Consider the following 23,272-nt stretch of genomic DNA (forward strand, 5'->3'; position numbering starts at 1 on the left):
TGGCGGATTCCGCTGCGTGCCGGGGCGGCTTTGCGGCATGGTACGGTGAATAGTCGCCGGGATGGGCCCCGGCGCGGTCGGCTGCACCCTCATGCGGCCCGGCCACCTCTCCAACGCACCAGGCGGACCCGTGCGCCCACCGGGCCCGGATCTGCGGGTGACGATCTCATCGAAGGAGCCACGTGTCGCTCGACACCGCCACGAAGAACCAGATCATCGCCGAGTACGCGACCACTGAGGGTGACACCGGATCCCCGGAAGTCCAGGTCGCGCTGCTGACGCGCCGCATCAACGATCTGACCGAGCACCTCAAGGAGCACAAGCACGACCACCACAGCCGTCGTGGTCTGCTGCTGCTGGTCGGCCGTCGCCGCCGGCTCCTGAAGTACCTGAGCAACAAGGACATCAACCGTTACCGGCAGCTGATCGAGCGACTCGGTCTGCGCCGCTAGCACGGTGAGGGAGCGGCCTCGGGCCGCTCCCTCTCTTTCTATGACCCGGACGGGGCGCGACGCCCCGTCCGGGGGTAAAACCGAAGAGAAGAGCCTCGCGGACACCGCTGGTGCGGGCCGGTCCTCGGTAGTGGCTTCCGGATCCGTTCCGCCGCATCGGCGGCCTGACGATCCGGGTGCTTCGATCGAAGACCGGCAGCGTGACAAGCCACGGGAAACGGCCGCGAGGACCGACGCCGAGACCTGAGGAGGTTTCCCGTGACAGAAGCCGTGCGCATCGACGGTGCGCAGAGCACCGAGGCCGTGATCGACAACGGCACGTTCGGCACCCGCACCATCCGGTTCGAGACGGGCCGGCTGGCCCGCCAGGCGGCCGGCTCCGCCGTCGCCTACCTCGACGACGAGACGATGGTGCTGTCGGCGACCACCGCGTCGAAGAAGCCCAAGGAGAACCTGGACTTCTTCCCGCTGACGGTGGACGTCGAGGAGCGGATGTACGCGGCCGGGCGCATCCCCGGCTCGTTCTTCCGCCGCGAGGGCCGTCCGTCCGAGGACGCGATCCTGACCTGCCGGCTGATCGACCGGCCGCTGCGGCCGTCGTTCACCAAGGGGCTGCGCAACGAGATCCAGGTCGTCGAGACGATCATGGCGCTGCACCCCGACCACCTGTACGACGTCGTGGCGATCAACGCCGCGTCGATGTCGACCCAGCTGGCCGGGCTGCCGTTCTCCGGCCCGATCGGCGGCGTCCGCGTCGCGCTGATCGAGGGCCAGTGGGTCGGCTTCCCGACCCACCCCGAGCTGGAGCGCGCCACCTTCGACATGGTCGTGGCCGGCCGGGTGCTGGCCGACGGCGACGTCGCGATCATGATGGTGGAGGCGGAGTCCACCCGCGACACCCTCCGGCTCGTCGGCGAGGGCGCGACCGCCCCGACCGAGGAGACCGTCGCGCAGGGCCTGGAGGCGGCCAAGCCGTTCATCCAGGTGCTGTGCAAGGCGCAGAGCGACCTCGCCGCCGTCGCCGCGAAGGACACCCGCGAGTACCCGATCTTCCTGGACTACCAGGACGACGTGCTCGCCGCCGTCACCGACGCCGTCAGCGAGGACCTGGCGCAGGCGCTGACCATCGCCGGCAAGCAGGAGCGCGAGACCCGGCTCGACGAGATCAAGGCCGGTGCGGTCGAGAAGCTCGCCGAGCAGTTCGAGGGCCGCGAGAAGGAGATCTCCGCCGCCTACCGCGCCGTGACCAAGAAGCTCGTCCGCGAGCGGGTCATCCGCGACGGCCTGCGCATCGACGGCCGCGGCCTGAAGGACATCCGCCAGCTCACCGCCGAGGCCCACGTGCTCCCGCGGGTGCACGGCTCGGCGCTGTTCGAGCGCGGCGAGACGCAGATCCTCGGCGTGACGACGCTGAACATGCTCCGCATGGAGCAGATGATCGACACGCTGAACCCCGAGCGCACCAAGCGCTACATGCACAACTACAACTTCCCGCCGTACTCCACCGGCGAGACCGGCCGGGTGGGCTCGCCCAAGCGCCGCGAGATCGGGCACGGCGCGCTCGCCGAGCGCGCGCTGATCCCGGTGCTGCCCACCCGCGAGGAGTTCCCGTACGCCATCCGGCAGGTGTCGGAGGCGCTCGGCTCCAACGGCTCCACCTCGATGGGGTCGGTCTGCGCGTCCACCATGTCGCTGCTGGACGCGGGCGTCCCGCTCAAGCAGATGGTGGCGGGCATCGCGATGGGCCTGATCAGCGAGGGCGGCGAGTACGTCACGCTGACCGACATCCTCGGCGCCGAGGACGCGTTCGGCGACATGGACTTCAAGGTCGCCGGCACCCGCGACGTCATCACGGCGCTGCAGCTCGACACCAAGCTCGACGGCATCCCCGCCTCGGTGCTGGCCGCCGCGCTGAAGCAGGCCAAGGGCGCCCGGCTGGCGATCCTGGACGTGATGCAGGAGGCCATCGAGGCGCCCGCCGAGATGAGCCCGAACGCGCCGCGGATCATCACGATCAAGGTCCCGGTCGACAAGATCGGCGAGGTCATCGGCCCGAAGGGCAAGATGATCAACTCGATCCAGGACGACACCGGCGCCGACATCACGATCGAGGATGACGGCACCATCTACGTCGGCGCCACCGACGGCCCGTCCGCCGAGGCCGCGCGGACCGCGATCAACGCGATCGCGAACCCGCACATGCCGGAGGTCGGCGAGCGGTTCCTCGGCACCGTCGTCAAGACCACCACGTTCGGCGCGTTCGTGTCGCTGCTGCCCGGCAAGGACGGCCTGCTGCACGTCTCGCAGATCCGCAAGCTGCACGGCGGCGCCCGGATCGAGAACGTCGAGGACGTGATGGGCGTCGGCGAGAAGATCCAGGTCGAGGTCACCGAGATCGACCAGCGCGGCAAGCTGTCGCTGGTGCCGGTCGAGGTGGTCGAGCGCGAGTCCGCCGAGCGGACCGAGGGCGACGACGAGCCCGCCGCCGCCGCTGCCGAGGCCGACGGCGACTCCGGCGAGCGCCGGGAGCGCCGCGACGACGGCGACAAGCGCGCCCCGCGCCGCCGCCGCACCCGCCGCGGCGACGACTCCGGCCAGCGCAACTCCTGACCGGGCACGCGATGACCGACCGGCCTGCCCGTCCCGGGCAGGCCGGTCGGCCGCTTTCCGCCCCGATCCCGGACCACCACCGAATGCGAGTGACACCGTGACCCTGCCGGCGCGGGCGCAGGAGCCCGGCACCACCACCACGATCCATACCGACGGCGCCGGCGCGGTCCGCCGCACCGTGCTGCCCGGCGGGCTGCGGGTGATCACCGAGTCGACGCCGGCGGTGCGGTCCGCGGCGTTCGGCGTCTGGTCGGCCGTCGGCTCCCGCGACGAGGCGCCCGCCGACGCCGGCGCCAGCCACTACCTCGAGCACGTCCTGTTCAAGGGCACGAGGCGGCGGTCGGCGCTGGAGATCTCCGCCGCGGTCGACGCGGTCGGCGGCGACCTCAACGCCTTCACCGCCAAGGAGTACACCTGCTACTACGCGCGGGTGCTGGACTCCGACCTGCCGCTCGCCGTGGACGTCGTGTCCGACATGGTCGCCGACTCGGTGAACCGGCCCGAGGACGTCGAGGCCGAGCGCGGCGTGATCCTCGAAGAGATCCACATGCGCGACGACGACCCCGGCGACCTCATCCACGACGAGTTCGCCACCGCGCTGTACGGCGACACCCCGCTCGGCCGCCCCATCCTCGGCACCGAGGACTCGATCAACGCGCTGTCGCGGGACCGCATCCACGGCTACTACCGGGAGCACTACACCCCGTCCAACCTGGTGGTGTCCGTCGCCGGCAACATCGACCACGACGAGGTCGTCCGGCTGGTGTCGGACGCGTTCGCCGAGCACCTGACCGGCGACGCCACGCCCGCGCCGCCCCGCGTCGGCGGGCCCGCCGCCCCGGTCGACCCGCGCACCGTCGTCATCGACAAGGACACCGAGCAGGCGCACATCGTGCTCGGCGTCCCCGGCGTGTGCCGCACCGACGACCGCCGCTTCGCTCTCGGCGTGCTGAACGCCGCGCTCGGCGGCGGCATGTCGTCCCGCCTCTTCCAGGAGATCCGGGAGAAGCGCGGCCTGGCCTACTCGGTGTACAGCTACACCGCCCAGTACGCCGACTCCGGCATCTTCGGGGTGTACGCCGGCTGCCAGCCCGGCAAGGTCGAAGAGGTCCTGTCGATCTGCCGGGACGAGGTGGGCCGCGCCGCCGAGCAGAGCCTGACCGCCGAGGAGCTGGAGCGCGGCAAGGGCCAGCTGCGCGGCGCGATGGTCCTCAACCTGGAGGACACCGGCTCCCGGATGAGCCGCATCGGCAAGAGCGAGCTCGTCTACGAGTCGCTGCTGCCGGTCGACGACGTCCTCGCGTGCATCGAGGCCGTCACCCTCGACGACGTCCGCGCCGTCGCCCGCGACCTCCTCGGCGCCCCCCAGGCCCTCACCGTCATCGGCCCGGTGGGCGACCGGGAGTTCTAGCTCCGCGGGGCCGGTTAGGGACGAGGGGCGTCCGGGTATCGGGGCGGGGTGAAGATCCTTATTCGGGTGCTGATCTCGGCGGTCGCGCTGTGGGTGGCGTCCGCCGCGGTGGACGGCATCGACGTGCGCGGCGGGAGCACCGGCGAGAAGGTGCTCACGCTGATCGTCGTCGCGGTCATCTTCGGCATCATCAACGCGGTGCTCAAGCCGGTCATCAAGGTGCTCGGCTGCGTGTTCTACATCGTCACCCTCGGACTGATCGCCCTGGTCGTGAACGCGGGGCTGCTCATGCTGACCAGCTGGGTGGCGGGGAAGCTGGACGTGCCGTTCCACGTGGAGTGGTTCTGGCCCGCGTTCTGGGGCGCGATCATCATCGGCGTGGTGAGCTGGCTGCTCAACATGTTCGTCGCCGACGACGACCGGGACTGACGGGCAGGAGGCGGGGCGGGGGCCGGTAGGCTCGTCGCACGCTTCATCGGGAGGAACACGTGATCAAGGTTGGGGTGCTGGGCTCGCGCGGCCGGATGGGGGCCGAGGTGTGCCGGGCCGTTCAGGGCGCGGACGACATGGAGCTCGTCGCCGCGGTCGACCAGGACGACGAGCGGGAGCCGCTGACCGCCGCCGAGGTGGTCGTCGACTTCACCCGCCCGGCCGTCGTCATGGACAACCTCAGGTGGTGCGTCGACCACGGCCTGCACGCCGTCGTCGGCACGACCGGCTTCGACCCCTCCCGGCTCGACACGGTCCGGTCGTGGCTGACCGACAAGGGGCCCAACGTCCTGATCGCTCCGAACTTCGGCATCGGCGCGGTGCTGATGATGCACTTCGCGCAGAAGGCCGCCCCGTTCTTCGAGTCCGTCGAGATCGTCGAGCTGCACCACCCCAACAAGGTGGACGCGCCGTCCGGCACCGCGTACCGCACCGCCGAGCTGGTCGCCGCCGCCCGCGCGGAGGCCGGGGTGGCGCCGTCGCCGGACGCCACGACGGACGAGGTCGACGGCGCGCGGGGCGCGGACGTGGACGGCGTCCGCGTGCACGCCGTCCGGCTGTCGGGCGCCGTCGCGCACCAGGAGGTCGTGCTGGGCGGCCACGGCGAGCTGTTCACCATCCGGCACGACTCGATGAACCGCGAGTCGTTCATGCCGGGCGTCCTGATGGCCGTGCGGAAGGTCGTGGACGTCCCGGACCGGCTCACCGTGGGCATCGAGTCGCTGCTCGGCCTGTGATGGACTTCGCCGCCGAGCCCTGGGACTACCTCGCCGCGTCCGAGGCGATCGACATCGAGCATCCGCTCGTCCAGCAGGTCGCCGCGGACCTGCGCGTCGGCGACGACATCGCCTACGCCCGCGCCGCGTTCGACCATGTCCGCGACAAGGTGACCCACTCGATGGACGCCGGCGACGACCGCGTCACCTGGCGCGCGTCCGACGTCCTCGAGCAGCGGACGGGCCTGTGCTACGCCAAGTCCAATGCCTACGTCGCGCTGCTGCGGGCCGGCGGCGTCCAGGCGGGCCTGTGCTACCAGCTCGTGGACGGCTTCGTGCACGGCCTCGCCGCCGCCCTGGTGGACGACCGCTGGGTGCTGCTCGACCCGCGCGGCGACAACGACGAGGTCCACGTGGAGTTCTCCGCCTCGGAGGACCGTCTCGCCTATCCGGCGGTCCCGGTCCTCCCGACGGTGCACGCGGTGCCGCACCCGGCCGTCCTGAAGGCCCTGAAGTCGATGTCGAGGCTCGACGTCGCGTGCCTTCCCACCACGCTCTGACCAGGGCGCCGGAGGGGCTCAGCCGTCCAGCACGGCGAGGTCGAGGTCCTTCAGGCGGGCGGGGTCGGCGAGGATGTCGATCGCGACGATCCGGTCGCCGGCGACGGTGAACGACAGGACGGACACCGGCCGGCCCTCCTGCAGGTTGATGACGCCGGCGGTGCCGTTGACCAGGGCCGGGCGCGACGCGGGAGCGGCGGCGCGGCGGAAGGTGAGCGCCTGGGCCGCCACGGTCCGGGCGCCGCGCAGGTGCATCAGGCCGGCGGCGCCGGTGTCGGCGCGCAGTTCCACGTCCGGGTCGAGGACGGCGACGAGGGCCTCGAAGTCCCCGGCGCGCGCCGCGGCCAGGAACGCCTCCACGACGGCGCGCTGCCGGGCCCGGTCGCGTTCCGGGGCGGGCGCCGCGCCCCGCACCCGGCGGCGGGCCCGGCTCGCGAGCTGCCGCGCCGCGTCCGGGGTTCGGCCCACGATCGGCGCGATGTCCTCGAAGGGCACGGCGAACGTGTCGTGCAGCACGAACGCGAGCCGCTCGGCGGGCGACAGCGACTCCAGCACGACCAGCAGCGCGAGCCCGACGGAGTCGGCCAGCAGCGCCTCCTGCTCGGGGTCGGCGCCGGAGGCCGGTGTGATGACGGGGTCGGGCAGCCGCTCGTCGATCGGGTCCTCGCGTCGGGACGTGCGGGACCGCAGCATGTCCAGGCAGACCCGCCCGACGACGGTGGTGAGCCATCCGCCCAGGTTGACGACCTCATCGGCGTCCGACCGGTTCAGCCGCAGCCACGCCTCCTGCACGGCGTCGTCGGCCTCCGCGAGCGATCCGAGCATCCGGTAGGCCACCGCCTTCAGGTGCGTCCGGTGCTCCTCGAACCGGTTCGCCAGAAGGTCGCGCTCATCCATCACAGTCCCCCTCGTCGGCCATGTTCATAGCACTGACGGATCATCCGCCGCGAATGTGACCGGCTTGTCGCCCGCGAGGGCGCGGGCTTAGCGTTCGACGGGTGAACGACTCGATCGCGCGCGACCTGTGGACGGTCCTGGAGCCGCTGCACGCGGTGACGTACTTCTCGCCCGAATGCCTGGAGGCCAACAAGGCCGTCGGGCTGAAGGGCTTCTGGATGGGCTACTTCGGCAGCCGCGCCGCCCCGCTGGGCGCGGTGCCGCCGGGGGTCGTCGAGGCGGCGTTCTTCGGTTTCCATCCCGGCCGGGTGCGGCGGGCCGTCCCGGACGCGTGGCGCTTCGCCTCGCCCGAGCGGATCCTGGCGGTCCGCGGTGAGGCGGCGGCGCGGGCGCTCCGCAGGATCGTGCCGGGGATCGAGGACGCGGCCGCCGAGGCGGCGCCGGCGTTGCGCCGGGCGGTCGAGGCCGCTGAACCGGCAGGGCGTCCGCTGTTCGCCGCCAACCGCGACCTGGACGTCCCGGACGACCCGGTGGAGGCGTTCTGGCAGGCCGCGACGGCGTTGCGCGAGCACCGCGGCGACGGGCACGTGGCCGTCCTGACCAGCGAAGGGCTCGACGGCCTGACCGCGAACGTCCTCGCCGCCGCGGTCGGCGCGGTCACCCGCGACCAGATGCTGGTGAGCCGGGGCTGGACGGAGGAGCAGTGGGACGCGGCGGCCGGCGCCCTCGCCGAGCGCGGCCTCGTGGACGGCGGCGGCGCGACGGAAGCGGGCCGGTCCCTCAAGGCCGGGATCGAGGGGCGCACCGACCGCCTCGCCGCGCCGCCGTACCGCGTCCTGGACGACCCGAAGGCCCTCTACGACCGCCTCGTCCCCGCGGCGAAGGCCGTGGCGGACGCGGGCGAGATGCCCTTCCCCAACCCGATCGGCCTTCCCCGCGTCGGACGGGACGGCTAGCCCCGGGATGGGGTCTTGGACAGGTCGACCTCGGTGATGGTCCGGGTGATGCCGGCGGCCGCGTAGGCGGCCTCCTCGTCGAGGGTCTCGGCCTCCAGCAGGGCGGCGGCGAGGGAGTCGAGCTGGTCGCGGTGCGCGCGCAGGGTGTCGAGCGCCTCGGTGTAGCACTCGTCGACGATGCGGCGGGCCTCCAGGTCGACGGCGTCCAGGGTGCCCTGGGCGGCGTACTGGCCCATCGGCTCCATGCCCTCGGACGGCAGGATCGACAGCGGGCCGACCTTCGGGGACATGCCCCAGCGGCCCACCATCCCGCGGGCGATCTTGGTGACCTGCTCCAGGTCGCTCTCCGAACCGGTGGTGATCACGCCGAACACCAGCTCCTCGGCGGCCATCCCGCCGAGCGCCCCGATGATGCGGCCGCGCAGGTAGCGCTCGTCGTAGGCGTACCGATCGCTGTCGGGCGTGGAGACCGTGACGCCGAGCGCCCGGCCGTGCGGCACGATCGTGATCTTGCGGACGGGGTCGGCGCCGGGCTGCAGCATCCCGAGCAGGCCGTGCCCGGACTCGTGGTAGGACGTGCGGCGCCGCTCCTCGAACGGCATCACCAGCGCGCGGCGGGTACCGAGCTGCACCTTCTCCAGCGCGGTCTGGAAGTCGTCCATGTCGACCGCGCCCTTCTCGCGCTTGACGGCGAGCAGCGCGGCCTCGTTGACGAGGTTGGCCAGTTCGGCGCCGGTCATCCCGGGGGTCATCTTCGCGACCGAGACGATGTCGGCGTCGCCGCCGAGCGGGACCTCGCGGGTGTGCACCCGCAGGATCGCGACGCGGCCGTCCAGGTCCGGCGGCGACACGGCGACCTGCCGGTCGAACCGGCCGGGGCGCATCAGCGCCGGGTCGAGGATGTCGGGGCGGTTGGTGGCGGCGATGACGACGACGCCCTCGGAGCCGGAGAAGCCGTCCATCTCGGTGAGGATCTGGTTCAGCGTCTGCTCGCGCTCGTCGTGGCCGCCGAGGCTGGCGCCGCTGCCGCGGGTCCGGCCGATGGTGTCGATCTCGTCGATGAAGATGATGGACGGGGCCGTCTTGCGGGCCTCGGTGAACAGCTCGCGGACGCGGGCCGCGCCGACGCCGACGACCATCTCGATGAACTCCGACGCGGCGGCCGAGTAGAACGGCACGTCGGCCTCGCCGGCGACGGCGCGGGCCAGCAGCGTCTTGCCGGTGCCGGGCGCGCCGGTCAGCAGCACGCCGCGCGGGACGCGGGCGCCCATCGCGCGGTACCTGCCCGGGTCCTTCAGGAAGCCGACGATCTCACTGAGCTCGGCCTCGACCTCATCGATCCCGGCGACGTCGGCGAACGTGGCGCGCTTCTCGTCCGGCGCGACGGGCTTGGGCGAGCGGCCGAAGCCGCCCATGATCCCGCCGCCTCCGCCGCCGGTCATCCGGCGCTGCAACCAGACCATCACGCCGATCCACAGGCCGACGAACAGCAGGGTCGGCAGCAGCGACAGCGCCAGGTTGGCCAGCAGGCCGCGGTCCTCGTTGACGGGCTTGGCCTCGACCTCGACGCCCTTGTTCACCATCTCGGTGTAGATCTTGTCGTCGGCGAACGCGGGGCGCAGCGTCTCGAACGCCGTGTAGGTCTTCTTCGCGTCCTTCTGCCCGGGGACCTGCTGCGCGCTCTTCAGCTTGCCCTGGATCTGGTAGCCCTTGGTGTAGACGTCCTTGACGTTCCCCGCCTGCACCTGCTGGGTGAAGGCGGTGTAGGGGACGCTCACCTTCTCCTGCTGGCCGGTGTAGTGCATCGAAACGTAGCTCAGCCCGAACACCACGAGCAGCAGCAGCCAGAACAGGGAGGTGTTGCGGCGGGGCCGCCAGCCGCCGAAGCCGCCGCCGGCCTTCTTCGGCCGCTCGGGCACGCCCTCGGCGCGCCAGGGACGTTCGGGGTCGTTGCGCGGCGGCACCGACTCGCGCCGGTCGTGATCCGCGGAACCTGCACGCTGCGCCGCCGCCTCGCTCGGCTGCGGCGCGGGTCGCTTGGACGGCACGTCTGGCATCTCCCGGTACACCTCGCCCGCGCGCGGCGCGAGCGATCGACTTCGGCGGGGCCCCGGTTTCGGGGCTCCGGGGAGGTAAACGGGATTCCTGTACGAGACGTTCCCGTGCAGTATCAGCGGTGGGCGAACGCACACCGGCCTGTGGCGCGGGTCACTGCGGCGCGACCGGGGTGGCGAACCCGTACTTGCGGAACAGCCCCTGCGCCTCCGGTGTGACCAGCCACGACACGAACTCGTCCGCCTCGTCCTGGTGAGGGCCGTCCTTGACCGCCGCCGCGGAATAGGACGCCGTCACGTTCTCGTTCGCCGGGATGGGCACGCTGGTGACCGCGATCCCGGCGGACCGCAGGTCGGTGATGTACACCACGCCCGCGTCGGCGTCCCCGGTGCGCACCTGGTCCAGGACGGCCCGGGAACTGATCTCCTCGGCGATCGTCCGGACGCTCACGCCCGCCTTCGCGAACGCCTGGCGGCTGTAACGGCCGATCGGCGCGGACGGGGCGCCGGCCACCACGCGCAGCCCCCGGCGCTCCAGGTCGGCCAGGCCGCGGATGCGCCCGGGGTTGCCCGGCGCGACGGCGATCGTGAGCCCGGTGTGGGCGATGACGCGGCGGTGGCCGTCCAGGTACCGGTCCGCCTGGTTCAGGCTGACGGTGTCCGCGGTCGCCAGCACGTCGCCCGGGTCGCGCTCGGAGAGCCGCTCGGCCATCTCCTCCGAGCCGCCGAACTCCGGCCTCAGCCGGACGCCCGGATGCGTCTGCCGGTAGGCCGCGCTCATCTCGCCGAAGACCTCGGTGAGCGACGAGGACGCCAGCACCGTCAGCGTCACCGGCCCGGACGACCCGCCGCACCCGCAGAGCAGGCCCGCCACCACCAGCGGGACGAGCAGGACGGCCCCGCGGGCACGCCCGACGGCACGAACACGGAACGCTCGGGGGGAGTCGGGCATATCGCGTCATCCTAGGGACGGACCCCGCCCACGCCCCCCGATCGCCTTCGGCGTGGCGTTACTTTTCGAGGGGGGCCGACCCCCCACGCCCCCCGATCGCCTTCGGCGTGGCGTTACTTTTCGAGGGGGGCCGACCCCCCACGCCCCCCGATCGCCTTCGGCGTGGCGTTACTTTTCGAGGGGGGCCGACCCCCCACACCCCCCGATCGCCTTCGGCGTGTCGGTGCCCGGCGCTACTGTTCCCCCAACTGGAGATCACCTTCCCGGAGGCAACGGACGATGTCCCTCGACCTGATGGAACTGCTGCCCGGCGACTGGCGGGAGCGGCTCGACCCGCTGCTCGACCCGCTCGCCACCGCCGCGCTGGGCGCCTTCGTGGCGGGGGAGTACGACGCGCAGACCGTGTACCCGCCGCGCGAGGACCTGTTCAACGCCTTCCGGCACTGCCCGTTCGACGGCGCCCGCGTCCTGGTCCTCGGCCAGGACCCCTACCACGGGCCGGGCCAGGCGCACGGGCTGAGCTTCAGCGTCCGCGACGGCGTGCGGCTGCCCCCGTCGCTGCGCAACATCTACAAGGAGCTGGCCGCCGACCTGGAGGTGCCCGCCGCCGCGTCCGGTGACCTCACGCGGTGGGCCGACCAGGGCGTCCTGCTGCTGAACGCGGTGCTGACCGTGCGCGCCGGGGAGGCCGGATCACACGCCGGCAAGGGCTGGGAGGACTTCACCGACGCCGCGATCCGCGCCCTGAACGACAAGACCGACCGCGTCGTCTTCGTGCTGTGGGGCGCCTACGCGCGCAAGAAGGCGCGGCTCATCACCGGCCCGCAGCACACCGTGATCGAGTCCGCGCACCCGAGCCCGCTCAGCGCGAAGAAGTTCTTCGGCACGCGCCCGTTCAGCGCCGTGAACAAGGCCCTCGTCGACGCGGGCCAACCCGAGATCGACTGGAGCCTCGCCTGACCCGCGCCGCCTGAGCGCCCGGTCCGGCTCCCCCGCGCGGGGGACGCGGGGCCGGCAAGGCTCCCCGTGCGGGGGAGGCCCGGCACGGCGGCGCGGTGCGATCGTCGGCGCATGACCGTCTCAGCTCAGCTCGCGGCCGGGCGCACGGCGCCCCGCCGCGGCCCCGGTGCTCCGCGGGTCGCCGTCTGCGCGGCGACCGCGGCCGCCTGCGTCCCCTACCTCGGCCTCAAGATCGCCTGGTTGTCCGGCAGCACGGTCGGATGGAACGACCCCGAGGCCGCTGAGAACTCCGTCCTGTACGTGGGCAACGCGATCACCATGGTCATGGACGCGGTGGCGGTGCTCGTCGCGTGCGCGTTCACGTTCCCGTGGGGACGGCGCGTTCCGGCGTGGCTGGTGCTGCCGCCGATCTGGATCGCGACCGGCCTGCTCGCACCGATCGCGCTCGCCGTCCCGCTGGGGACGCTCGTGCAGAGCGTCGTGTCCGCGGAACCGGTGACCGGGTCGCAGAACGGCTTGCAGGGCTGGGTGTACGGCATCGTCTACACGGGCTTCACCCTGCAGGGGATCGGGCTGCTCACGGCGTTCGTCCTGGACGCGCGGACGCGGTGGCCGGAGGTGTTCGCCGTCCGCACGGCCGACGTCCCGCCCGGCCCGACGCATCGTTTGCAGGTGCTGCTGGCGCGCGGCGCGACCGTCCCCGCCGCCGTCTGCGCCGCGGCGCACCTGTTCTGGGCGTTCGGCGGGACGGCCGGCCTCCCGCACGACCAGGCGGTCGACCGCACCGCGCCGCAGCAGATCGTCGACGGCGCCTGGGGCCTCCTCGCGCTCGCCGGCGCCGCCGGGCTCCTCGCGCTGACCGGACGGGCCCGCCGCCCGTCCCGGCTCGTCGTGCCGCTGGCCGCCGCCTGGGCCGGGGCGGGCGCGACGTTCGCCTGGTCGCTGTACGGGCTGATCGTGATGCTGGCGGCCTCGACGGCGCTGGGCGCCGACTCGTCCCCGGCGAGCGGCCTGGTCGCGCTGGGCGGCGTGCTGACGGGGCTCGTCATGGCCCTGACCGGAGCGTTCCTGCTCGCCGAGCTCGGCGCCGCCCGGCGTGCGGCTCAGAGGGCCAGGCCGATGGCGAGCAGCACTCCGTAGGCGATCTGGAGGCGTCCGGTCTCGCCCAGCACCGGGATCAGGGCGGGGCCGGACGCGCCGCCCAGCACCTTCTGCGTCGGCGGGATCGACAGCGGCGCCGCCAGCAGCGCGATCAGCACCCAGGGGTGCGGCGCGGCCAGCGCCAGCACGAACATGAACGGCAGCGCGGCGCACGCGGCGTACAGGATGCGGGTGCGGCGGTCGCCGAGCAGGACCGCGAGGGTCCGCTTGCCGGACTCGCGGTCGGTGGGGATGTCGCGCAGGTTGTTGGCCACCAGCAGCGCGCAGGCCAGCAGCCCGACCGGCACCGCCGCCGCCCACCCCTCCCACGGCAGCTCCTCGGCCTGCACGTACACCGTCCCGACGACGGCGACGAGGCCGAAGAACACGAACACCGACACCTCGCCGAGGGCGCGGTAGCCGTACGGGGTCTTGCCGCCGGTGTAGAACCAGGCCGCGAGGATCGCGACCGCGCCGACCAGCAGCAGCCACCAGGTGGTGACGGCGGCGAGCACCAGCCCGGCCACGGCGGCGGCGAGGAAGCAGCCGAGCGCGGCGGCGAGTACCTGCTTGGGCGCCGCGACCTTGGATCCGACGAGGCGCAGCGGCCCGACCCGGTCCTCGTCGGTGCCGCGGATGCCGTCGCTGTAGTCGTTGGAGTAGTTCACCCCGATCTGCAGGACGAGCGCGACGAACGCGGCCAGCAGCGCGCGCCACCAGACGGCGTGGTCCACGCCGATGGCGACGCCGGTGCCGACGACGACGGGAACGAGGGACGCGGGCAGGGTGCGGGGCCGGGATCCGGCGACCCATTGGTTCAGCGTGGCCACGGTTACCGTTCGTTCTGAGGGACGACAGGGGTGCAGGGCGGCGTCAGCCGCCCCGGCGCTTCGATTCTTCCCGATGTCGATCACTGCTCGGGCGCAGCCGCAGCGAGAGCGCCAGTCCCGCCGCCAGGATCGCGGCGGTCGTGAGCGCCGCGTGCCCGGTCGCGACCGCGAGGCTCGCGTCGGCGGCGTGCGCCTCGACGGCCGTTCCGGGATCGTCGTGCAGGTCGCGCCCGTACGTCCCGGCGCTGTCGCGCAGGTGCCGGGTGACGGAGGCCTGCTGCCCGGGGGTGAGGGACGTGCCCGCCAGCCGGTCGCTCATCGCGTGCCCGAGGCTCGTGGCGAAGACCGTCCCGATGAGGGCGATGCCGAGGGCCGCGCCGACCTGCCGGGCGGTGGACTGCGTGCCGGACGCCTGCCCGGCCTGCGCGGGCGGGACGTCCGCGAGCGAGACGTTCGTCAGCTGCGCCGACGTCAGGCCGAGGCCGAGGCCGTACAGCAGCATCCACGGCGCGAGCCCGAACCCGCCGGTGGTCGCCGACACCGTCACGCCGAGCGCGAGGACGGCGGCGACCTCCAGCACCAGGCCGAACTGGACGACCCGGTGCGCGCCGCGCTTGTTGGCGAGCTTGCCCGCGTATCCGCCGGAGAGGAACGCCCCGACGGCCAGCGGCAGGATCGCGACGCTGATCTCCAGCGGGTTCGTGCCGTGCACGCCCAGCAGGAACAGCGGCAGGATGAACAGCAGCCCGAGCTCGCCCACGTTGATCAGGGACGAGGCGAGGTTGCCGTGCCGGAAGTTCGGGATCCGGAACAGCTCCAGGTCGAGCATCACCGGACGGCCCGCCGCGGCCCGCGCCCGCTCGACCACCACCAGCGCCGCGATCAGCACGATCCCCAGCGCGATCACGACCGGGACGGGCGACAGCGCGGTCCCCGGCCAGTCGAACCCGCCCGCCGAGAACCGGCGGGTGGCGGCCCACCAGCCGTAGGTCTGGCCCTCGATGAGCCCGCACACCAGGGCGCCGAGCCCGAGCGCGGACAGCACCGCGCCCGGCCAGTCGATCTCCCGGAGCACGCCCCGCGAGCCCGCGCCGGGCGCCCGGGTCTCCGGCATCAGCCGGAACGCGGCCGCGATGAGCGCCGCGCCGAGCGGCAGGTTGATCCCGAACGCCCAGCGCCAGCCGCCGCCGGTGGCGACGGCGCCGCCGAGCAGCGGGCCGAGCGCGGCCATCCCGCTGATCATCGAGCCCCAGATGCCGAACGCGATGGCACGTTCCCGCCCGGTGAACACCGCGTTCACGGTGGACAGCGTCGCCGGCAGGATCATGGACGCGCCGACGCCCTGCGCCGCCCGCGCCGCCACCAGCGCGCCCTCCCCGCCGGCCAGCGCCGCGGCGACGCTCGCCAGCGCGAACACCGCCACCCCGAGCACGAACATCCGGCGGCGCCCGAACAGGTCGCCGGCCCGGCCGAACGGGATCAGCAGCGCCGCGAACACCAGCGAGTACACCGAGGTGATCCACTCCGCGCCGGCGGTCGTCAGGTCCAGGTCGGACACGATCCGCGGCAGCAGCACGCCGACGATGGTGGCGTCCACGACGACCAGCGAGACGCCCAGGCTGATGACGACCATGGCGAGCCAGCGGCGGTGGTCGGCCGCCGGAGGCGTCACCGGGGCATGCGGCGGCGTCAGAGAGGTGGACTCGGGCACGGCCTCAACGATATGGCCGGGACGCCCATGCCCCTCACCGACCCCTGCGCAACGGCGAGCCCTCTAGGCGACCGTGATGTCGGTGTGCAGCCGGATCTGCCGGACCGGCTCACCCATGTCGAGCGTGCGGGCCGTCCCGTCGGGCGCCCAGCCCGCCCCGCCGAGGAAGGCGCGGGTGACCTCGTCCTTCTCGAACGTCCAGCCGACCAGGGTGGTGAAGCCGTCCTCGCGGAGCAGGTCGACGGTGGCGGCGAGCAGCCGGCTGCCGTGCCCGGCGCGGGCGTGCAGCGGGTCGACCAGCAGCGTGATGAGTTCGGCGGCGGCCGCGGGATCGAGGTCGGCGTCCTCGGCCGGGGCGTGCGCCGCGAACCCCACGACCAGGTCGGACGCGACGGCGACGAGCAGCCGGTGCCGCGGGCTCGGCGGGTTCGCCGCCGCGTCCGCCCAGCGCTCCCGCCACGCCTCCAGCGCGTCGGGGCCGGTCACCCGGTCCAGGACGGCGGCCGGGAGCAGGTCGCGGTAGCCGTGCCGCCAGGCGCGCACCTGGATGTCGGCGACGGCGGCCGCGTCGGCGCGGCGCGCGCCGCGCACTCCCGCATCGGGCCCGCTGGCGGTCATGGACGCCCCCTCCTGAACGATCACCGGACAGCCTAGGGCCCGCGGCCGCCTCAGGCGCGGTTGCGGGCCCGGTAGGCGCGGGTCTTGGTGCGGTTGCCGCAGGTGCGCATCGAGCACCAGGTCCGGGACCGGTTCTTGGAGGTGTCGAGGAACGCCCAGCGGCAGGTGCCCTCCTGGCAGACCTTCAGCCGCGACCAGGTGCCGCCGGCGGCCGCGGCCGTGATCGCGGCGGCGACGCGGGCGAGGCCGGCGGCGGCGGTCGCGGGCGGGTCGAGCGGGACGAGCGCGGGCCGCGCCCCGGTGAGCTCGACCCGCAGCGGCAGCGCGGACAGCGTGTCGTCCAGGTCGGCGGGCAGGTCGGGCTCCTGCGGGCCGTGGTGGCCGGCCATGGCCTCGCGCAAGCCCTCGCGCAGGGTGATCGCGGTGGCCAGGTCGGCGTCGCCGGCGGGCGTGCCGTCCGGGACGAGGCCGCGCCCGGCCAGCCACGCGGCGAGCGCGGCGGGCGACGCGAGGCCCTCGGTGCCGGAGTCGATGTCCAGCGTGTTGACGAAGTCCTGCAGCAGCAGCGCCGGGTCGTCGCCGGGGCGCTCGCCGGATCGCGCGTCGGCCATCGGTCCCTCCAGCCCTTCACCGGGCAGCCTACCAACTGTCGACACCAGTGAACGGCTTTGACCGGTTGCAGAATTCCGACACCACCGTTACCGTTTGAGTGGTGTCAACGGAGGGAGGCGCGATGAACGCGCTGCCGTATCTCGCGGGTCTCGCGACCCGGCATGCGTGGGCCGAGCGGGAGTACGCGCGGCTGCACGCCGACATCGTGGAGGCGCGGCTCGCCGCCCGCGCGCAGGCCATGGAGCGCGCCGCCCGCCGGCGCGCCCGGCTGCTCGGGCTGCGCCCGGCGCGCCCGGCCCGCCGCCCCGAACCCGCTTACTGCCGGCGCGCCGCCGCGCGCCCGGTCCGCATCACCGGCTCCCTGGAAGGAACCCGATGACCAGCCCGAAGATCGGCAACATCGTGATCGACTGCGCCGACCTGGACGCGATGGCCGCGTTCTGGGGCGGCCTGCTCGGCGCGAAGACCACCGCGTCCGACGACGGATGGCTCGACCTGGAGCCGCTGGGCGCGGGCGGGCCGCTGCTGTCCTTCCAGCGCGTCCCCGAACGAAAGACGATCAAGAACCGGCTGCACTTCGACCTGGACGTCCCGGACATCCACGCGGCCGGCGAGCGCGCCGCGAGCCTCGGCGCGACGCCGGCCGGCGAGCCGATGGGCAACCCGGAGGCGCCGTTCCGGGTGTGGCGCGACCCCGAGGGCAACGAGTTCTGCTTCTGCACGGCCCGCTGAGCGCCGCGAACGCCGGCGCGGCGCGTCAGCCGAGGACGGTCGCGAGGCGGCGGACGCCCTCGGCCAGCTCCGCCTCCGAGGACGCGCTGCCGTAGCTCAGCCGCAGGTAGGGCGCCGGGGCCTCGGCGGGGAAGAACGGCCGCCCCGCGCTCACCAGCACTCCGGCGCGCAGCGCGGCCTCGGCGACCGCGACGTCGTCCAGGCCGTCCGGCAGCCGGACCCACAGGTGGAGCCCGCCCGCCGGGCGGTCGGCCCGCAACCGCGGCAGGTGCCGGGCGAGCGCGGTGCGCAGCGCGTCGCGGCGCGCGGGCAGCGCCGCCCGGATCGCGCGCAGGTGCCGCGGCCAGCCGGGCGAGCTGACGAGCTCCAGCAGCGTCTCCTGCAGCGGCCGGGCCGGGAAGAACTCCTCGACGAGCTGCGTCGCGCGGATCCGCTCGGCGACCGGCCCGCGCGCGATCACCGCGGCGATCCGCAGGCTCGGCGCGGTGGCCTTGGTGAGCGAGGCGATGTGCACCACCCGGCCGTCGGCGTCCTGCGCGATCAGCGGCGGCGGGGGCGGGTCGATGCCGAGGTGCCGCGCGAAGTCGTCCTCGACGACGAAGGCGCCCGCCGCGCGCGCCACCGCGAGCACCCGCTCGCGGCGCTCGGCGCTCAGCACGGCCCCGGTCGGATTGTGGAAGGCGGGCTGGCAGTAGAACGCCCGCGCGCCGCTCATGGCGAACGCCTCGGCGAGCAGGTCGGGCCGGACGCCCTCGGCGTCCACCGGGACCGGCACCGGCTGCAGCCCGCTCGCCCGCGCGACGGCCAGCACGCCGAGGTAGGTCGGCGACTCGACCAGGACGGGGGCGCCGGGCGGGAGCAGCGCCCGCAGCACCGTCGTCAGCGACTGCTGCCCTCCGTTGGTGATGGTCACGTCGCCGGGAGACACGCCCCCGCCGACCGTGCGGGCGAACCAGGCGCGCAGCTCCGGTGTCCCGCCGAGCCGGGGCATGGCCCAGGCGTCCGGGCGCCGGGCGGCCCGCGCGGCGGCGTCCGCCATGGCGCGGACCGGTTGCAGGCTCGGATGCAGGTAGCCGCCGCTGAGCGCGACGGTGCCGTCGGGCGGCGGGGTGAGCAGCCAGGACACGCCCGCGGCGTCCACCGAGCGGCCCGCCAGCGTCACCGCCTGCCAGCCGTAGTCGGCCGGCTCGGCGGCGGGGGACGGGCGGCGGGCGGCGAACGCGCCCGCGCCCGGACGCGTCACGACCAGCCCCTCGGCGGCCAGCAGCCCGAGCGCCCTCGACACCGTGACCGGGCTGACGCGGTGCCGCTCCACCAGCGCCCGGCTCGACGGCAGCCGCTCGCCCGGGCTCAGCCGGCCCACCTCGACGCGCAGCGCGTCGGCCAGCGCCGCGACACTGCTATCGTTGTTCATGAGGAACAAGGATAGCGCTACTGTCGGCAGGCCGATAGCGCGCGGGACGCTCGGGCCCGGCATCGGGCTCGCCGCGCTGGGCGTGCTGATCTACTCGTTCACCCTCCCCGGCACGGAGTACGGGCTGGAGGGCCTCGACCCCTACCTGATCGGCGTCGGCCGGTCGGCCGCCGCGACCGTCCTCGCCGCGGTCGCACTGCTATCGGTCCGGGCCCGCCGGCCGCGCGGGCGCCAGTGGGGCGCGCTCGCCGTCGCGGCCGCCGGAGTGATCTTCGGGTTCCCGGTGCTGTCCACGCTCGCGCTCGACCGGGGCGCCTCGTCCGCGCACTCGGCGGTCGTGGTCGGGCTGCTGCCGGCCGCGACCGCCGTCCTCGGCGTGCTGCGCGCGGGCGAGCGCCCGTCCCGCGCCTTCTGGCTCGCCGGCGCCGCCGGGGCCGCCTGCGTCACCGGCTTCGCGCTGGTCCGCGGCGCCGGCCGGTTCAGCGCCGCCGACCTGCTGCTGTTCGGCGCGCTGCTCGCCGCCGCCGCGGGCTACGCCGAGGGCGGCCGGCTCGCCCGCGACATGCCCGGCTGGCGGGTGATCTCCTGGGCGCTCGTCCTCGCCGCGCCCATCACCGTCCCGGTCACCGGATGGCTGCTCGCCACGACGCATCCGCACTGGACGGGCCACGCCGTGCTCGGCTTCGGATACGTGACGGTGTTCTCCGCCTATCTCGGCTTCTTCGCCTGGTACGAGGGGCTGGCGCGCGCCGGGATCGCCCGCGCCAGCCAGGTGCAGCTCGCCCAGCCGGTGCTGACGCTGGTCTGGTCGTGGCTCCTGCTCGACGAGCCGGTCGACGCGGTGACCGTGCTCGCCGCCGTGGGCGTCCTCGTCTGCGTGGCCCTGACCCAGCGGACGCGGGTCCGCCGCACCCCCGCCGCTTTCCGGGCCGGGACGGGGTCGCCCACAATGGACGGTAGGGCGTCACAGAACGGTGACCATCGAGGAGCCTTCCATGGCCGACAAGCCGATCGTGCCTGAGGGCGGGTTCTGGCCCGCTCCGGAGATCCCGCAGCCGAACATCTACCCGATGGAGTGGCGGGTCGAGACCGACAAGCTCGCCGCCATCTACGAGAAGTCCAAGCGGACGGTGTGGAACCCCGCCGACCTGCCCTGGGACGAGTTGCGCCCGGAGGAGTTCGCACCGGAGCAGCGGCTCGGCATCATGTACTGGTTCGCGGTGCTGGCCAACTTCGACGCCTCCGGTCCCGCGGTGTTCGCCCGCGCCACCATCCACGCGTTCGAGCAGCACGAGGAGGACCCGGTCCGCAAGTGCTTCTTCTCGATCACGCGCGACGAGATGAACCACGAGGAATGCTGCCAGCGGTCGATCGCGCGGATCTGGCCGGGCGGCCCGCTCGACTGGCGGCCGGAGACGGACCTGGAGAAGGCCGCGCACAACAACATCGGCTGGCTCTACCACAATGGCGGCCGCTACTGGCACGGCTACAACAGCGCCGTCAACAAGTACTCGCTCGCCGTGCTGTTCACCAGTTTCATGATGGGGGAGATGGCCGCGTCGACCCTGTTCCGCGGCATGGCGTCCGGCACCCGCCATCCGCTGTTCGGCGAGATGTTCAAGCGGATCGGCCGGGACGAGTCGCGGCATCTGCAGATCTGCATGACGATCCTCGAGAACGAATGGCCCGGACTCACCGAGGACGTCAAGGGCCAGATCACCCGGCAGTTGCGGGCCGGTTTCGTGTTCCTGTCGATGATCCTCTGGGAGCCGCCGGACGGTTTCTGGGACCTGCCGCCCTACTTCCTGGCCAACCACCGCGTGCTGATGGACCACGCCCGCGACGCGGGGCTCGGCGTCCTGTCGTTCGACGAGCAGGCGGAGAACTGGCGGGTCGCGATCGCCCGCGTCCGCGCGATCGTGGAGCGCTGGGGCATCGAGTTCCCGGCCATTCCCGAGCTGGACATCTCCGGCGTCGACGTCACCGGCATCGAGGCCGAGGACATCATCCCCGTCTTCTGACCCTTCGCGAGTTGCGGCGAGTCGTCGATACGGATGGTCCGTATCGACGACTCGCCGCAACTCAACGGCTCAGTCCTTGACGATCTGGGCCAGCAGGGTGACGACGCCGACGCCGACGCCGATGGGGATCGCGGCCCGCGGGGCCAGCGCGGTCAGCGCGGCGGCGCCGGCCGCCACGAGGACGATCAGGAGCGCGCGGGTGCTGATCAGGGGTTTCGGTTCGGCCTGGTTCGGTCGTGCTCGCATGTCGGTTCGACCTCCATCCCGGTACTTCGGAACAGGATCGGGGCGGCCCCCCATCGGAACCTCCGATTCGAACCGGTGTTCGAATCGGAGGTCGCGGCGCCGCTGAACCGCCTCGTCACCACAGGGTTCCCCCGCTGCGGGCGCTCGGCGCACGCGCCACGCCGGCCCGGCACGATCATGATCGACTCATGGCCGTCGCATGCCCTGGGCCATGCCCGGCGCCGGCCCGGCCGGCTCTGGTGCGCCCGATGTGGCACGGCACTCCCGATATGACCGAGGTGTGGAGCTACACCCGGTCAACGCTGGATGTCCGATGCGCTGGCCTTGTAGGCGATCATTGCCGGATGACGGGGACGAGGCGGGCGGGCGGGGTCCGGCGCGGGGTACTGCGGTGGGCGGGCTGGACGGCGGCGTACGCGCTCGGCCTGGTGGCGATCGCCTTCGCGGGGGCGTGGGTGTGGTGGCAGCCCGAGCCCAAGGCGCACGGTACCGGGGTGAACGCGCTGTGGGCGCGCCACCAGTGGGTGGGGGAGCCGCACACCGACGCCGAATACCGGGCCCTCGCCGGGCTCCTCCAGGAGAACCGGATCACCGACGTGTTCTTCCACGCCGGGCCGTTCGAAGCGGACGGGACGGTGCCCGCGTCCAAGTACCGGTACGCGAAGCGCCTCGTCGCCGCCGTCCACAAGTACGCGCCGGGCGTGCACGCCCAGGCGTATCTGGGGCAGATCCGCACGGTCGAAGGCAAGGGCGTCATCGACCTGGACGACCCGGCGGTCCGGGGGCAGGTGCTCAAGACCGACGCGGTGTTCCTCGACCTCGGCTTCGACGGCGTCCACTACGACTTCGAGCCGATCTATCCCGACGACCGGGCGTTCCTGGCGCTGCTGGACGGCACCCGTGAGCTGACCCGCTCGCGCGGGCGCCTGCTGTCGGTCGCGCTGGAGCAGCCGCCCCTCGTGGACGCCGCGCAGCCGGTCTACAAGGCCCTGCTCCCGCGCACCGGGCCGTGGCACTACCCGCCCCGCCCGACCGACACCTTCCTGCGGCAGGTCGCCCGCCGGGTCGACCAGGTGGCGATCATGACCTACGACGTGTCGCTGCCGACGCGCTCGCTGGCGGGCTGGCACTTCGCCCGGCACACCCGGCACACCCTCGAACTCATCGGCGATCAGGTGACGGTATTCGTCGGCGTCCCCACTTACCGGCCCACGATGGACTGGGCTGAGAATCTCACCGTCGCACTCCGTGGTGTAAGGCGCGGAATCGACGAGCTGAAACGGCCGCCGAAGCGCCCGTACGGCGTCGGCGTGTACGCCGACTGGACCACCGGACCGGCCGAATGGGCCCGTTATCGCGCGACATGGCTGCCTCCCGCGACAGAAAAAGTTGGCCGCTGGGAAACCCGGCCGACTACGTACTGATTTCTTCGTATGCCCAGGTAGAAAGGGGTGTATAGCGGCGTCCCGGCGGGGTAGGGACGGGTGCGGAAGACCGGGCCGTACCAGCGGATGGCAAAGGGAAGTGGGGACGAGGCCGTGCGCATTCAGCAGAGCGTGTGGCATGACGCCGACCGCCTCGGCGAGCTGTCGGCCGAGTTCGCCGGCTGGCGGATCGGGCGGGGCGGGTCAGGGCACTGGTGGGCCGTCCGGGGCAATGATCTCGTGCGCACGCCGGACGTCGAGGAACTGCGCGGCCGGCTGCGTGAACTGACCGGAGGGTCATGTTATCCAACCGAGTCCGGGAAGTGGCCGGACTGACCCCGTAACGAGGCATTTGCGTGCCACGATGTCGGGTGTGGGAGCCGCCGCCACGCGTACCCCCGAGCGTGTGGCGGCGGCTTCTTCCATGCCCGGCGCGGGCCCGCCCGCGCCCCCGTCCGGGCCCGGCC

The 23,272-nt window shown here is 73.3% G+C and carries 24 protein-coding genes; 15 read left to right on the forward strand and 9 right to left on the reverse strand.

Annotated features, from left to right (window positions below; translation table 11 throughout):
• Positions 1-182: 182 nt before the first annotated feature.
• From rpsO to ACA514_RS25685, 6 genes are all read left to right on the forward strand, one after another.
• Positions 183-452, forward strand: a complete 270-nt coding sequence (gene rpsO / locus ACA514_RS25660) for a 30S ribosomal protein S15 (protein WP_021599383.1) — start codon at positions 183-185, stop codon at positions 450-452.
• Between the two features lie 276 nt (positions 453-728).
• Positions 729-3,062 carry a polyribonucleotide nucleotidyltransferase gene (locus ACA514_RS25665; protein WP_375043817.1) on the forward strand — a complete coding sequence of 778 codons (2,334 nt, stop codon included), beginning with the start codon at positions 729-731 and terminating at the stop codon, positions 3,060-3,062.
• 97 nt (positions 3,063-3,159) lie between these two features.
• Entirely contained in the window at positions 3,160-4,473 is a 1,314-nt protein-coding gene (locus tag ACA514_RS25670) for a M16 family metallopeptidase (RefSeq protein ID WP_375043770.1), read from the forward strand.
• A gap of 48 nt (positions 4,474-4,521) precedes the next feature.
• On the forward strand, positions 4,522-4,902 hold the full coding sequence (locus ACA514_RS25675) for a phage holin family protein (protein ID WP_375043771.1): 381 nt from the start codon (positions 4,522-4,524) through the stop codon (positions 4,900-4,902).
• A 59-nt stretch (positions 4,903-4,961) separates the two neighbouring features.
• Positions 4,962-5,699 (forward strand): 4-hydroxy-tetrahydrodipicolinate reductase, encoded by a 738-nt coding sequence (dapB, locus tag ACA514_RS25680; protein ID WP_375043772.1) that lies wholly within the window; start codon positions 4,962-4,964, stop codon positions 5,697-5,699.
• On the forward strand, positions 5,699-6,238 hold the full coding sequence (locus ACA514_RS25685; protein WP_375043818.1) for a transglutaminase family protein: 540 nt from the start codon (positions 5,699-5,701) through the stop codon (positions 6,236-6,238). Before dapB ends, ACA514_RS25685 begins: the two co-directional genes overlap by 1 nt.
• Before the next feature lie 18 nt (positions 6,239-6,256).
• Here the strand turns inward: ACA514_RS25685 and sigJ are convergent, their stop codons facing one another.
• A complete protein-coding gene (gene sigJ / locus ACA514_RS25690; protein WP_375043773.1) occupies positions 6,257-7,135 on the reverse strand; it encodes an RNA polymerase sigma factor SigJ in 879 nt (292 codons plus the stop codon).
• A 101-nt stretch (positions 7,136-7,236) separates the two neighbouring features.
• Here sigJ and ACA514_RS25695 point away from each other — a divergent pair, with 101 nt between their 5' ends.
• Positions 7,237-8,091, forward strand: a complete 855-nt coding sequence (locus ACA514_RS25695) for a hypothetical protein (protein WP_375043774.1) — start codon at positions 7,237-7,239, stop codon at positions 8,089-8,091.
• On the opposite strand, the gene ftsH is transcribed toward ACA514_RS25695, so the two are convergent.
• Both ftsH and modA read right to left on the reverse strand, forming a co-directional pair.
• Positions 8,088-10,148: an ATP-dependent zinc metalloprotease FtsH gene (gene ftsH, locus ACA514_RS25700; protein ID WP_375043775.1), complete on the reverse strand. Its 2,061-nt coding sequence runs from the start codon at positions 10,146-10,148 to the stop codon at positions 8,088-8,090. The genes ACA514_RS25695 and ftsH overlap by 4 nt on opposite strands.
• Before the next feature lie 151 nt (positions 10,149-10,299).
• Positions 10,300-11,097, reverse strand: a complete 798-nt coding sequence (gene modA, locus ACA514_RS25705; protein ID WP_375043776.1) for a molybdate ABC transporter substrate-binding protein — start codon at positions 11,095-11,097, stop codon at positions 10,300-10,302.
• 279 nt (positions 11,098-11,376) lie between these two features.
• Here modA and ACA514_RS25710 point away from each other — a divergent pair, with 279 nt between their 5' ends.
• Positions 11,377-12,057: a uracil-DNA glycosylase gene (locus ACA514_RS25710; RefSeq protein WP_375043777.1), complete on the forward strand. Its 681-nt coding sequence runs from the start codon at positions 11,377-11,379 to the stop codon at positions 12,055-12,057.
• Between the two features lie 111 nt (positions 12,058-12,168).
• Positions 12,169-13,197, forward strand: coding sequence for a hypothetical protein (locus ACA514_RS25715; RefSeq protein WP_375043778.1), 1,029 nt, complete (start codon positions 12,169-12,171; stop codon positions 13,195-13,197).
• On the opposite strand, the gene ACA514_RS25720 is transcribed toward ACA514_RS25715, so the two are convergent.
• The 4 genes from ACA514_RS25720 to ACA514_RS25735 all read right to left on the reverse strand — a co-directional run bounded on the left by ACA514_RS25720 (position 13,161) and on the right by ACA514_RS25735 (position 16,967).
• Entirely contained in the window at positions 13,161-14,027 is an 867-nt protein-coding gene (locus ACA514_RS25720; protein WP_375043779.1) for a 1,4-dihydroxy-2-naphthoate polyprenyltransferase, read from the reverse strand. The genes ACA514_RS25715 and ACA514_RS25720 overlap by 37 nt on opposite strands.
• Positions 14,028-14,070: 43 nt before the next feature.
• Positions 14,071-15,738: an MFS transporter gene (locus tag ACA514_RS25725; protein WP_375043780.1), complete on the reverse strand. Its 1,668-nt coding sequence runs from the start codon at positions 15,736-15,738 to the stop codon at positions 14,071-14,073.
• A gap of 63 nt (positions 15,739-15,801) precedes the next feature.
• On the reverse strand, positions 15,802-16,356 hold the full coding sequence (locus ACA514_RS25730; RefSeq protein ID WP_375043781.1) for a GNAT family N-acetyltransferase: 555 nt from the start codon (positions 16,354-16,356) through the stop codon (positions 15,802-15,804).
• A gap of 50 nt (positions 16,357-16,406) precedes the next feature.
• Entirely contained in the window at positions 16,407-16,967 is a 561-nt protein-coding gene (locus tag ACA514_RS25735) for a CGNR zinc finger domain-containing protein (RefSeq protein WP_375043782.1), read from the reverse strand.
• Positions 16,968-17,068: 101 nt separating this feature from the next.
• Here ACA514_RS25735 and ACA514_RS25740 point away from each other — a divergent pair, with 101 nt between their 5' ends.
• Complete coding sequence (locus tag ACA514_RS25740; protein WP_375043783.1) at positions 17,069-17,347, forward strand: hypothetical protein; 279 nt, start codon at positions 17,069-17,071, stop codon at positions 17,345-17,347.
• Positions 17,344-17,700, forward strand: a complete 357-nt coding sequence (locus ACA514_RS25745; RefSeq protein WP_375043784.1) for a VOC family protein — start codon at positions 17,344-17,346, stop codon at positions 17,698-17,700. The genes ACA514_RS25740 and ACA514_RS25745 overlap by 4 nt, the downstream gene beginning before the upstream one ends.
• Before the next feature lie 25 nt (positions 17,701-17,725).
• Here the strand turns inward: ACA514_RS25745 and ACA514_RS25750 are convergent, their stop codons facing one another.
• Positions 17,726-19,114 carry a PLP-dependent aminotransferase family protein gene (locus ACA514_RS25750; protein WP_375043785.1) on the reverse strand — a complete coding sequence of 463 codons (1,389 nt, stop codon included), beginning with the start codon at positions 19,112-19,114 and terminating at the stop codon, positions 17,726-17,728.
• On the opposite strand from ACA514_RS25750, the gene ACA514_RS25755 reads away from it, so the two are divergent.
• Together ACA514_RS25755 and ACA514_RS25760 are read left to right on the forward strand one after the other, a co-directional pair.
• Positions 19,113-20,135 (forward strand): DMT family transporter, encoded by a 1,023-nt coding sequence (locus tag ACA514_RS25755; RefSeq protein ID WP_375043786.1) that lies wholly within the window; start codon positions 19,113-19,115, stop codon positions 20,133-20,135. The two genes, ACA514_RS25750 and ACA514_RS25755, sit on opposite strands and share 2 nt — an antisense overlap.
• Positions 20,110-21,135, forward strand: coding sequence for a hypothetical protein (locus ACA514_RS25760; RefSeq protein ID WP_375043787.1), 1,026 nt, complete (start codon positions 20,110-20,112; stop codon positions 21,133-21,135). The genes ACA514_RS25755 and ACA514_RS25760 overlap by 26 nt, the downstream gene beginning before the upstream one ends.
• 69 nt (positions 21,136-21,204) lie before the next feature.
• Here ACA514_RS25760 and ACA514_RS25765 read toward each other — a convergent pair whose 3' ends face one another.
• Entirely contained in the window at positions 21,205-21,381 is a 177-nt protein-coding gene (locus ACA514_RS25765) for a hypothetical protein (RefSeq protein WP_375043788.1), read from the reverse strand.
• A 344-nt stretch (positions 21,382-21,725) separates the two neighbouring features.
• Here ACA514_RS25765 and ACA514_RS25770 point away from each other — a divergent pair, with 344 nt between their 5' ends.
• Both ACA514_RS25770 and ACA514_RS25775 read left to right on the forward strand, forming a co-directional pair.
• Positions 21,726-22,805, forward strand: coding sequence for a hypothetical protein (locus ACA514_RS25770; protein ID WP_375043789.1), 1,080 nt, complete (start codon positions 21,726-21,728; stop codon positions 22,803-22,805).
• 114 nt (positions 22,806-22,919) lie between these two features.
• Positions 22,920-23,141 (forward strand): hypothetical protein, encoded by a 222-nt coding sequence (locus ACA514_RS25775; protein WP_375043790.1) that lies wholly within the window; start codon positions 22,920-22,922, stop codon positions 23,139-23,141.
• Positions 23,142-23,272: the final 131 nt, after the last annotated feature.

Source organism: Actinomadura sp. NTSP31 (assembly GCF_041951385.1).
Lineage (GTDB): Bacteria > Actinomycetota > Actinomycetes > Streptosporangiales > Streptosporangiaceae > Spirillospora > Spirillospora napierensis.